The 11,870-nt window shown below is 49.0% G+C and carries 9 protein-coding genes; all 9 read left to right on the forward strand.

Annotated features, from left to right (window positions below):
- Positions 1 to 79: 79 nt before the first annotated feature.
- The 9 genes from secE (at position 80) to EA392_14815 (ending at position 11,770) form a co-directional block, all read left to right on the forward strand.
- The gene (gene secE, locus EA392_14775; protein ID TVR36588.1) at positions 80 to 304 is read left to right on the forward strand and encodes a preprotein translocase subunit SecE; all 225 of its coding nucleotides are present in this window, start codon (positions 80 to 82) and stop codon (positions 302 to 304) included.
- Between the two features lie 5 nt (positions 305 to 309).
- Positions 310 to 864 (forward strand): transcription termination/antitermination factor NusG, encoded by a 555-nt coding sequence (gene nusG, locus EA392_14780; GenBank protein ID TVR36580.1) that lies wholly within the window; start codon positions 310 to 312, stop codon positions 862 to 864.
- Positions 865 to 955: 91 nt separating this feature from the next.
- Positions 956 to 1,393 (forward strand): 50S ribosomal protein L11, encoded by a 438-nt coding sequence (gene rplK / locus EA392_14785; protein ID TVR36581.1) that lies wholly within the window; start codon positions 956 to 958, stop codon positions 1,391 to 1,393.
- 18 nt (positions 1,394 to 1,411) lie between these two features.
- Entirely contained in the window at positions 1,412 to 2,107 is a 696-nt protein-coding gene (locus tag EA392_14790; GenBank protein ID TVR36582.1) for a 50S ribosomal protein L1, read from the forward strand.
- A 25-nt stretch (positions 2,108 to 2,132) separates the two neighbouring features.
- On the forward strand, positions 2,133 to 2,657 hold the full coding sequence (locus tag EA392_14795) for a 50S ribosomal protein L10 (GenBank protein TVR36583.1): 525 nt from the start codon (positions 2,133 to 2,135) through the stop codon (positions 2,655 to 2,657).
- A 54-nt stretch (positions 2,658 to 2,711) separates the two neighbouring features.
- Positions 2,712 to 3,092 carry a 50S ribosomal protein L7/L12 gene (locus EA392_14800; GenBank protein TVR36584.1) on the forward strand — a complete coding sequence of 127 codons (381 nt, stop codon included), beginning with the start codon at positions 2,712 to 2,714 and terminating at the stop codon, positions 3,090 to 3,092.
- 124 nt (positions 3,093 to 3,216) lie between these two features.
- Positions 3,217 to 7,035: a DNA-directed RNA polymerase subunit beta gene (rpoB, locus tag EA392_14805; protein ID TVR36585.1), complete on the forward strand. Its 3,819-nt coding sequence runs from the start codon at positions 3,217 to 3,219 to the stop codon at positions 7,033 to 7,035.
- A 37-nt stretch (positions 7,036 to 7,072) separates the two neighbouring features.
- A complete protein-coding gene (rpoC, locus tag EA392_14810; protein TVR36586.1) occupies positions 7,073 to 11,389 on the forward strand; it encodes a DNA-directed RNA polymerase subunit beta' in 4,317 nt (1,438 codons plus the stop codon).
- A 57-nt stretch (positions 11,390 to 11,446) separates the two neighbouring features.
- Entirely contained in the window at positions 11,447 to 11,770 is a 324-nt protein-coding gene (locus EA392_14815) for a DUF3467 domain-containing protein (GenBank protein ID TVR36587.1), read from the forward strand.
- Positions 11,771 to 11,870: the final 100 nt, after the last annotated feature.

The following is an 11,870-nucleotide window of genomic DNA, read 5'->3' on the forward strand; positions in this document are numbered from 1 at the left end:
TAGAGCACTGGTCTCCAAAACCAGGTGTCGGGAGTTCGAGTCTCTCCACCCGTGCGAACGACGAAACACAACCCAAAGCATGAAAGCTTACATTATAGAATCATACGAAGAGTTGGTACACAAAGTGACCTGGCCAACCTGGAAAGAGCTTCAAAGTAGCTCAATCCTTGTGCTGATCGCTTCCATCATTATCGCTCTCCTTGTATTCCTTATGGATTATATTTTCGGAGTAAATGCGGTTCAGTCGGGAGACGTTAACTGGAAAGGAGTACTTGGGTACATCTACGAGATTCTAATCGGATAGTGACGATGACTTCAGAAATCGAAAAAAAGTGGTACGTGGTGCGCGCAGTGAGCGGGCAGGAGAAGAAAGTAAAAGACCACATTGAGCTGGAAATTAAGCGCAGTGGTCTTCAGGATTACGTTTCTCAATTGCTCATTCCCACTGAAAAGGTGTACCAGATTCGCAACGGAAAGAAGGTGTCTAAAGAGCGCAACTTTTACCCTGGCTATGTGTTGATTGAAGCTGCCCTCGAAGGTGAGGTGCCGCACATCATCAAAAGCGTAACCAATGTCATCGGATTTCTCGGAACAGAAAAAGGCGGACAGCCTGTACCTCTGCGCCAAAACGAAGTCAACAGAATCCTTGGAAAAGTTGATGAACTCGCCGAGAGCGACGAAGAGCTTACCATCCCATACTTGGTTGGCGAATCGGTGAAAGTGATTGACGGTCCTTTCAATAGCTTCACCGGAGTAATTGAGGAAATCAACGAAGAAAAGAAAAAACTCAAAGTAATGGTTAAGATCTTTGGGCGTAAAACCCCTCTAGAGCTTGGCTACATGCAAGTTGAAAAAGAAAATTAAGAAATTTTGATTGCTCTGACTGTTCGATGCAGAATCAGTTTGAATGCTTCCCCTAGCAATCAGGATGTGAACCAAATAATAACCCAGAAGAATGGCTAAAGAAGTAAGCGGTATCATCAAGTTACAGATCCGCGGAGGAGCGGCCAACCCTTCGCCTCCTGTGGGCCCTGCATTGGGAGCCAAAGGGGTTAACATTATGGAGTTCTGCAAGCAATTTAATGCTCGTACGCAGGACAAACCGGGTAAGGTATTGCCTGCCCTGATTACGGTTTATTCCGATAAATCGTTTGACTTCATAATCAAGACCCCACCGGCGGCCGTGCAATTGCTCGAAGCAGCGAAGCAGAAAAAAGGTTCGGGAGAACCCAACCGCGTAAAAGTGGCAAGCGTAACCTGGGATCAGGTACGCACCATTGCGGAAGAAAAAATGCCCGACCTGAACTGTTTCACCATTGAATCTGCCATGAAAATGGTAGCAGGAACTGCCCGAAGCATGGGACTGACAGTGAAAGGAAAAGCACCGTTTTAAACCGGACTAAAAACTTGAATGATGAAACTCACGAAAAAGAGAAAAGAAGCCCTTTCCAAATACGACCCGGAAAAATCTTACGATTTGTCCGAGGCGTCGAAAATAGTGAAGCAAATCAGCAACACTAAATTCGACTCTTCGGTCGACATCGCGGTCAGACTGGGGGTAGACCCACGTAAAGCAAACCAAATGGTGCGCGGAACCGTGTCGTTGCCCCACGGAACAGGAAAGGACGTGAAGGTACTTGTGCTGTGCCCATCCGACCAGGAGGCTGAAGCACAAGATGCCGGCGCTGACTTCGTTGGACTTGATGAATATATCGACAAAATCAAGCAAGGCTGGACCGACGTTGACGTGATCATTACCACACCCGCAGTGATGGGAAAGGTAGGAGCACTCGGACGAATCCTCGGACCTCGCGGCTTGATGCCGAACCCGAAAACCGGAACTGTTACGATGGAAGTCGGAAAAGCAGTAAAGGATGTAAAGGCAGGTAAAATCGATTTCAAAGTAGATAAGTACGGAATTGTGCACGCCTCCGTTGGAAAAACTTCCTTCCAGGAAGACCAAATCCGCGAAAATGCGCGCGAAATCATCCAGACCCTTATCAAAATGAAACCGGCTGCTGCCAAGGGAACATACATCAAGTCAATCAACCTGAGCTCCACAATGAGTCCCGGAGTGAAAGTTGAAACCAAGTCGGCCGGAATCTGATCTAATTGACGAAAAACACACGACAATGACCAAAGAACAAAAACAACAATTGATTGAAGAGTTGTCAGCGTCAATTGCAGAGAGTGGGGTGCTGTATGTTGCAGATACCTCTACACTGACTGTGGAAACTACCAACGCCTTGCGAAGGAAGTGTTTTAACGCCGGTATCAAACTGCGCGTAGTAAAAAACACCCTGCTTCAAAAAGCGCTGGAGCGTGTGGAAGGCAGAGATTTTTCTGAATTGAACCAGGTTTTGACAGGCCCTACTGCCGTGATGTTCTCGGAAGTAGGAAATGCCCCTGCAAAGCTCATAAAGGAATTCAGAAAGAAATTCGATCGTCCGGTTCTGAAAGGAGCCTGGATCGAAGAAACAGTGTACATTGGTGATGACCAGCTCGAAAATCTGGTGAACATCAAGAGCCGCGACGAGCTTATCGCCGACGTGGTGGCACTGCTTCAATCTCCTGCCAAAAACGTGGTTTCCGCGTTGCAATCTGGTAAAACAACCATCGCAGGTTTGGTTAAAGCCCTCGAAGAAAGAGCAGCTTAAAGCAATCCTGATTTTTTGAACGAACACAATTTTTAGAATCTAAAACAATCAACAATGGCAGATATCAAAGAACTGGCGGAACAGCTGGTTAACCTCACAGTAAAAGAAGTCAACGAATTGGCTACCATCCTTAAAGATGAGTACGGAATTGAGCCCGCAGCCGCTGCAGTAGCAATTGCAGGTCCCGCAGCCGGCGGTGGCGCTGGAGAAGCCGTAGAAGAGAAAACAGAATTCGACGTAATTCTGAAGTCTGCAGGCGGATCTAAACTCGCTATCGTGAAACTGGTGAAAGAACTCACCGGTCTCGGACTGAAAGAAGCCAAAGAACTGGTTGACGGTGCCCCCGGTCCTATCAAAGAAGGAGTTTCGAAAGACGAAGCAGATTCGCTCAAGAAACAACTCGAAGAGGCCGGTGCTGAAGTTGAGCTCAAGTAAGCCAACTCGCCGCCCCATTTACGGTTTAGACCTCCCGGAATACCCCGGGAAGGTCTAAACCTTTTGTCGTTTAACAACGACGCCCCGTTCATTACCCCATTTTACTCACCAAATTTCAAGAGCCTTGTCAACTCCGAACAACTCCACAGCGCGTATCAATTTTGCCCAGAGTGTCAGCCAGGTAGATTACCCTGACTTTCTCGACATTCAAATAAAGTCCTTCCAGGAGTACTTCCAGCTTGATACCAGCCCGGAAGACCGCAAAAACGAAGGCCTGTACAAGGTATTCAGCGAGAACTTCCCCATTACCGACACAAGAAACCAGTTTGTGTTGGAATTTCTCGACTACTTCATTGACCCTCCTCGATACTCCATCAACGAGTGCATTGAGCGCGGCCTTACTTACAGCGTACCGCTCAAGGCAAAACTTAAACTCTACTGCAACGACCCGGAACACGAAGATTTCGAAACCATCGTGCAGGACGTTTACCTCGGAACCATTCCATACATGACTCCACGTGGCTCTTTCGTGATAAACGGAGCCGAAAGAGTGATTGTATCGCAGTTGCACCGCTCTCCTGGTGTGTTCTTCGGACAAAGCCGACACGCCAACGGTACCAAACTTTACTCTGCACGTGTGATTCCTTTTAAGGGATCGTGGATTGAGTTTGCAACCGATATCAACTCGGTGATGTACGCTTACATCGACCGTAAAAAGAAATTGCCCGTAACCACCCTCCTTCGGGCCATCGGTTACGAAAGCGACAAGGATATTCTTGAAATCTTTAATCTTGCAGATGAGATTAAAGTATCCAAAACCGGTTTAAAGAAAGTGATGGGCCGCCGTTTGGCTGCTCGTGTGCTCAAATCATGGATTGAAGATTTTGTAGACGAAGATACTGGTGAGGTGGTGTCTATCGAACGGAATGAAGTGCTGATTGACCGGGAAACCATTCTCGAAAATGAGCACATTGAGCTCATCCTCGATTCAGGCTCCAAAACCATCATCCTCCACAAGGAAGATATCAACGCAGCAGATTATGCCATTATCTACAACACCCTGCAAAAAGATACTTCCAACTCAGAGAAAGAGGCTGTTGAGTTTATTTACCGCCAGTTGCGGAGCGCTGAACCACCGGATCTGGAAACAGCCCGCGGTGTAATTGATAAGCTTTTCTTTTCCGAGAGCCGCTACGATCTCGGTGATGTGGGACGTTTCCGCATCAACCGAAAGCTGGGGCTGAATATCGGTGATAACGAAAGAACCCTTACCCGTGAAGATATCATCTCTATCATCAAGTATCTCATTGAGCTGATTAACTCAAAAGCAGATATTGACGATATTGACCACCTGAGCAACCGACGTGTACGTACTGTTGGTGAGCAGTTGTACAACCAGTTCTCGGTGGGGCTTGCGCGTATGGCGCGAACCATTCGTGAACGCATGAACGTTCGAGACAATGAGGTTTTTACACCCATTGACCTCATCAATGCAAAAACGCTGTCGTCGGTTATCAACTCATTTTTTGGTACCAACCAGCTATCGCAGTTCATGGATCAAACCAACCCGCTGTCGGAAGTTACCCACAAACGCCGTATGTCGGCACTCGGACCCGGAGGACTTTCAAGAGAGCGCGCAGGTTTTGAGGTACGTGACGTGCACTACACGCACTACGGTCGCCTATGTACCATCGAAACGCCTGAAGGACCAAATATTGGTCTGATTTCATCCCTCTGTGTGTTCGCTAAAGTGAACCGACTCGGGTTTATTGAAACACCCTATCGAAAAGTAGAGGAGGGTAAGGTGAACCTGAAAGACGAAGTAATCTTCCTCAGCGCTGAAGAAGAAGACCGCAATACCATTGCCCAGGCAAATGCTCAGATTGATGAAGGAGGAAACTTCCTTACTGAGCGAGTGAAAGCCCGTTATGAAGGCGACTTCCCGGTGGTGGAGCCACAGGAACTCACCCTGATGGACGTAGCCCCCAACCAGATCGCCTCCATCGCGGCTTCGCTCATTCCGTTCCTCGAGCACGATGACGCCAACCGCGCACTGATGGGTTCAAACATGATGCGCCAGGCGGTTCCGCTTATGCGCCCTGAAGCCCCTGTGGTTGGAACTGGTATTGAAGGTCTCGTAGCCCGCGACTCACGGGTGCTGCACTACGCCGAAGGCGAAGGTGTTGTTGAATACGTTGATGCCAATGAAATTCACGTTCGCTACGAGCGCGATGAGGAGGAAGAACTGGTAAGCTTTGACGAAGATGTGAAAGTGTACCACATGATCAAGCATCAGAAAACAAACCAGAACACCACCATCAACCTGATGCCAATCGTGAAGAAAGGCCAAAAGGTGAAAAAAGGTGATGTGCTCACCGAAGGATATGCTACCGAGAATGGCGAGCTTGCCATCGGACGTAACCTGAAAGTGGCTTTCATGCCCTGGAAAGGATACAACTTTGAGGACGCAATCGTGATTTCCGAACGCCTCGTGCGGGAGGATATCTTCACGTCCATCCACATTGATGAATACATCCTGGAGGTGCGCGATACCAAGCGTGGAATGGAAGAGCTCACTGCCGACATTCCCAACGTGAGTGAAGAAGCCACCAAAGACCTCGATGAATACGGAATGATCCGCATCGGAGCCGAAGTGAAGGAAGGGGATATTCTGATTGGTAAAATTACACCGAAGGGAGAAACCGACCCCTCACCGGAAGAGAAACTGCTGCGTGCCATTTTCGGTGACAAGGCTGGGGATGTGAAAGATGCGTCGCTCAAAGCACCTCCTTCATTGCGTGGAGTTGTGGTTGACAAAAAGCTTTTCTCTCGCGCCATGAAAGATCGAAAGAGCAAGGCGCAAGACAAGGTAGAAATTGAAAAGATCGAGAAGGATTTCGAAAAGCAGTGTGCTGAACTGAAGGGTGTGCTGATTGAGAAATTGCACGGACTGGTGAGTGGAAAAACTTCGCAGGGAGTATTCAACAACTACCATGACGAGCTCATTAAAAAAGGTGTGAAATTCACGCAAAAAGCCCTTATGGCCATTGATTTCTCACTTGTTAACCCGAGCGGATGGACTACTGACGACTCAATCAACGCGTTGATCAAGCGTTTGATTCGTAACTACAACATCAAGTACAACGAGTACCTTGGTGAACACAACCGCAAGAAGTTCCAGATTACCGTGGGTGATGAACTTCCTTCGGGAATTGTTCAGTTGGCCAAAGTTTACATTGCCAAAAAGCGCAAGCTGAAAGTAGGTGATAAGATGGCAGGCCGCCACGGAAACAAAGGTATTGTGGCCAAAATCGTTCGCGATGAGGACATGCCTTACCTTGAAGACGGAACTCCGGTGGACATCGTGTTGAACCCCCTGGGTGTACCCTCCCGAATGAACCTTGGTCAGATTTACGAAACCGTTCTCGGTTGGGCTGGTATCAAGCTCGGAAAGCGCTTTGCCACTCCAATTTTTGACGGGGCCAGCATTGACGATATCAACAAATACACCGACGAGGCAGGCGTTCCCAGATTCGGTACAACCTACCTCTACGACGGTGGAACCGGTGAGCGTTTCGATCAACCCGCAACAGTAGGTGTGATTTACATGCTGAAACTGGCACACATGGTTGACGACAAAATGCACGCCCGTTCGATCGGACCATACTCGCTGATCACTCAGCAACCACTGGGAGGTAAGGCGCAGTTCGGAGGCCAGCGTTTTGGAGAGATGGAGGTGTGGGCACTCGAGGCATTCGGTGCGTCGCACATCCTTCGCGAAATACTCACCGTGAAGTCTGACGACGTTATCGGTCGTGCAAAGGCCTACGAGGCCATTGTAAAAGGAGAGAACATGCCCGAACCGGGTATCCCGGAATCGTTCAATGTATTGTTGCACGAACTCCGTGGTCTGGGCCTCAGCGTGTCGCTCGACGAAAAGTAATCCGTATTCATTCAACAGCACTTAACATCAACATACAATGGCTTTGAGAAGAGATCAAAAGAAAACCCACTCCGGATTCAAGAGTATTACCATCAGCCTCGCTTCACCCGAGGAAATCCTGGAAAGCTCACACGGAGAGGTACTCAAACCCGAAACAATCAACTACCGCACCTACAAGCCTGAGCGCGATGGCCTTTTTTGCGAAAGAATCTTCGGACCTGTTAAAGACTACGAATGCCACTGTGGTAAGTACAAACGGATTCGCTACAAAGGAATCGTTTGCGACCGCTGTGGAGTAGAAGTTACCGAGAAAAAAGTGCGTCGTGAACGCATGGGCCACATTTCACTTGTGGTGCCTGTTGCGCACATCTGGTACTTTAAATCCCTGCCCAACAAGATTGGTTACCTACTCGGTTTGCCCACCAAGAAGCTCGATCAGATTATATACTACGAGCGCTATGTGGTGATTAACCCCGGTAATGCAATTGGTCCTGAGGGAGAGCCACTCATGAAACTCGATTTCCTGACCGAGGAAGAATACCTCGATATCCTCGACCAACTTCCTCGCGAAAACCAACACCTTGACGACGAGGATCCGAACAAATTTGTAGCTAAAATGGGTGCCGATGCACTTTTTGACCTCCTCAAAGGTCTGGAGCTCGACTCGCTCAGTTACGAATTGCGTCACAAGGCCAACACAGAAACTTCGCAGCAGCGTAAGAACGAAGCCTTGAAGCGTTTGCAAGTGGTTGAGGCCATCCGCGAGGCAAACACCCGCATTGAAAACCGCCCGGAGTGGATGATTGTAAAGGTAGTTCCTGTGATTCCGCCGGAACTGCGCCCGCTCGTGCCCTTGGATGGAGGTCGTTTTGCAACTTCCGATTTGAACGACCTATACCGTCGTGTGATTATCCGTAACAACCGCTTGAAGCGACTCATTGAAATCAAAGCTCCCGAAGTAATCTTGCGAAACGAAAAGCGGATGCTTCAGGAAGCGGTAGATTCACTCTTCGACAACTCGCGTAAATCAAGCGCGGTAAAAACCGAATCGAACCGCCCGCTGAAGTCACTTTCAGACAGCTTGAAAGGTAAACAAGGTCGCTTCCGTCAAAACCTGCTCGGAAAACGTGTGGATTATTCCGGACGTTCGGTAATCGTGGTGGGGCCCGACCTTCAAATGCACGAGTGCGGTATTCCAAAAGACATGGCCGCCGAGCTCTACAAGCCGTTTGTCATCCGAAAAATGATTGAGCGCGGTATTGTGAAAACCGTAAAGTCGGCCAAGAAAATTGTAGATCGCAAAGAACCTGTTGTGTGGGATATTCTGGAAAACGTGATGAAAGGACATCCCGTGCTACTCAATCGCGCCCCGACCCTGCACCGATTGGGTATTCAGGCGTTTCAGCCCAAGATGATTGAAGGGAAGGCAATTCAGCTTCACCCGCTTGTGTGTACAGCATTCAACGCCGACTTTGACGGTGACCAGATGGCAGTGCACGTGCCCCTTGGTAGCGCCGCTATCCTTGAGGCACAGCTCCTGATGCTGGCTTCGCACAACATTCTGAACCCCGCCAACGGTGCACCTGTAACGGTACCCTCGCAGGACATGGTTCTCGGTCTGTACTACATCACCAAAGAGCGTGCAAGCACCGAAGAGCACAAGGTGAAAGGCGAGGGCATGACTTTTTACTCTCCCGAAGAAACCATCATTGCATACAATGAAGGCAAGCTCGATTTGCACGCAAGCATCAAAGTTCGTGTTACTACCTTGATTGGTGGTGAAGCAAAAACCGAAATGGTTGATACTACCTGCGGTCGTGTGCTGTTTAACGAGCTCGTGCCCAATGAAGTGGGCTTTATCAATAAACTTCTTACCAAGAAGTCACTGCGCGATATCATCGGAGACGTACTCAATACCGTTGGTGTTGCACGTACTGCCCAGTTCCTCGACGACATCAAGGATATGGGATACACCATGGCTTTCAAAGGGGGGCTGTCATTCAACCTGAATGATGTGATTATCCCTGCCGAGAAAGAGGAGCTTGTAGAAAAAGCTGCAAACCAGGTGAAAGAAGTGATGGAGAGCTACAACATGGGTCTTATCACTGATAATGAGCGCTACAACCAGATTATTGACATCTGGACGCACACCAACTCCAAGCTTACCAATATTCTGATGAACCAGCTCATTAAGGACAAGCAGGGATTCAACTCTATCTACATGATGTTTGACTCCGGCGCACGTGGTTCTAAAGAGCAAATTCGCCAGCTTTCGGGTATGCGTGGTTTGATGGCAAAACCGCAAAAGAGTGGTGCCTCCGGAGGTCAGGATATTATCGAGAACCCGATTATCTCAAACTTTAAGGAAGGGCTATCCATTCTTGAGTACTTTATCTCAACCCACGGTGCGCGTAAAGGTCTGGCTGATACAGCACTGAAAACGGCGGATGCAGGTTACCTTACCCGCCGTTTGGTGGACGTATCGCAAGATGTAATTATCACCGGTGAAGACTGTGGAACCCTTCGCGGTCTGATCGCTACAGCGCTGGTAAAGAATGATGAAGTTGTTGAATCATTGAGCGATCGAATCCTCGGACGCTCGGCTGTTCACGATGTTTTCCACCCCGAAACCGAAGAGCTGATTGTGGCCAGTGGTGAAGAAATCACCGAAAAGCAAGCGGCCATTATTGAAGAAACAGGCATCGAAGAGGTAGAAATCCGCTCGGTACTTACCTGCGAAATGAAGAATGGGGTGTGTGGCAAATGCTACGGACGAAACCTTGCCAACAACGGTTCGGTTCAGAAAGGAGAAGCAGTAGGTGTTATTGCTGCACAGTCTATCGGTGAGCCGGGAACGCAGCTTACCCTGCGAACCTTCCACGTGGGTGGAACCGCCTCTAAAATTGCCGATGAATCGGAAGTGCGAGCCAAGTACGAAGGAAAGATTGAAATTGACGGTCTTCGTACAGTGAGCAAAAAAGACGATAGCGGTGAAGAACGCAACGTTGTGATTGGCCGCTCTGCTGAGTGGAAAATCATTGAAGATAAAACCGGTGTAGTGCTCACCACAGGTAACATTCCTTACGGTAGCAACGTGTTTGTGAAAAACGGCGCCAAGCTGAAGAAGGGAGACCTTATCTGTAAGTGGGACCCCTACAACGCTGTAATGGTGGCTGAGTTTGACGGTAAGGTGAAGTTCGAAAGCGTAATTGACGGTATTTCCTACCGCGAGGAGGTGGACGAACAAACCGGCTTTACCGAGAAGGTAATTGTTGAACGTCGCGACAAGAAGATCAACCCTGAGATTCACATCATGGGTGGCAAAGGCAACAAAGAGGTGCTGAAATCATACGCGTTGCCTGTAGGTGCGCACATCATGATTAAAGAAGATGCCGATGTAAAAGCCGGGGATATTCTCGTGAAAATTCCACGTGTGGCAGGTAAGTCTGGTGATATCACCGGAGGTCTGCCGCGAGTAACGGAGCTCTTTGAAGCACGTAACCCTTCTAACCCAGCGGTTGTTTCGGAGATTGATGGAATTGTGAGCTTCGGAAAAGTGAAACGTGGAAACCGCGAGATCATCGTTGAATCCAAGAGCGGTGAGGTGAAGAAGTACCTCGTATCACTCTCCAAGCACATCCTTGTGCAGGAAAATGACTATGTGCGTGCCGGTGCACCGCTTTCAGATGGAGCCATTACGCCATCCGACATCCTCGCCATCAAAGGACCTACTGCCGTGCAGGAATACCTTGTGAACGAAATTCAGGAGGTATACCGATTGCAGGGTGTGAAAATCAACGACAAGCACTTTGAAGTGATTGTGCGTCAGATGATGCGCAAGGTGGAAATTGAAGACGCAGGCGATACCCGCTTCCTCGAGAAACAAGCCGTGGATAAGATTGAGTTCATGGAGGAAAACGACAGCATCTTCGGAATGAAAGTGGTGGTGGATGCCGGTGACTCATCTGCGCTGAAGGAAGGCCAGATTGTTTCTGCGAGGCGCTTGCGCGATGAGAACTCTCAGCTCCGCCGTCAGGATTTGAAGCTGGTGGAGGCTCGTGAGGCCGTTGCCGCAACTTCGCGTCCGTTGCTTCAGGGTATTACACGCGCGTCGCTGCAAACCAAGAGCTTTATCTCGGCAGCATCGTTTCAGGAAACAACCAAGGTGCTCAACGAGGCCGCTGTGGCCGGAAAAGTGGATACCCTTGGCGGCCTGAAAGAAAACGTGATTGTGGGTCACCTCATTCCGGCAGGTACCGGTCTTCGTGAGTTTGAAAAGCTCATTGTCGGATCGCAGGAAGACTACGACCGCTTGGTTGCTAGCAAAGAAGCAGCAACCGTTTCAGAAGAATAACACATTTAACCACAACGCCCCAAACCCGGGCGTTGTGGTTTTTAAAAAACTCCAGTTATGGCAGACGAAAATCAGAATCCCAAGAACCAGTTAAGCATAGAACTAAGCGAAGATGTAGCCGAAGGTGTATATTCAAACCTGGCTATTATTACGCACTCCAACGCAGAGTTTGTGATGGACTTTGTGCGGGTGATGCCCGGCGTACCCAAAGCCAAAGTTAAATCTCGTATTGTTCTTACCCCTCAGCACGCCAAGCGTTTGATGCGCGCTTTGAACGACAATATTCAGAAGTTTGAAAGCGTTCATGGCCGCATTGAAGATACCCAGGGCCCTGAGGGAAATATTCCGATGAACTTTGGCGGTCCTACCGCCCAGGCCTGATCCTCTCAGGTTGCGAATCAGGAAACCCCGGCCTTGGTCGGGGTTTTTCGTTATTTGTTTTTATGTCATTTCGACCGAAGCAACGACGGCAGGAGTTGCG

The sequence above is a fragment of the Cryomorphaceae bacterium genome, from assembly GCA_007695365.1.
Classification (GTDB): Bacteria; Bacteroidota; Bacteroidia; order Flavobacteriales_D; family SKUL01; genus SKUL01.

Coding starts and splice junctions, on each gene's coding strand:
- rpoC (TVR36586.1), top strand. CDS start 7,073: ATGGCTTTGAGAAGAGATCAAAAGAAAACCCACTCCGGATTCAAGAGT.
- EA392_14815 (TVR36587.1), top strand. CDS start 11,447: ATGGCAGACGAAAATCAGAATCCCAAGAACCAGTTAAGCATAGAACTA.
- rplK (TVR36581.1), top strand. CDS start 956: ATGGCTAAAGAAGTAAGCGGTATCATCAAGTTACAGATCCGCGGAGGA.
- nusG (TVR36580.1), top strand. CDS start 310: ATGACTTCAGAAATCGAAAAAAAGTGGTACGTGGTGCGCGCAGTGAGC.
- EA392_14800 (TVR36584.1), top strand. CDS start 2,712: ATGGCAGATATCAAAGAACTGGCGGAACAGCTGGTTAACCTCACAGTA.
- EA392_14795 (TVR36583.1), top strand. CDS start 2,133: ATGACCAAAGAACAAAAACAACAATTGATTGAAGAGTTGTCAGCGTCA.
- EA392_14790 (TVR36582.1), top strand. CDS start 1,412: ATGATGAAACTCACGAAAAAGAGAAAAGAAGCCCTTTCCAAATACGAC.
- secE (TVR36588.1), top strand. CDS start 80: ATGAAAGCTTACATTATAGAATCATACGAAGAGTTGGTACACAAAGTG.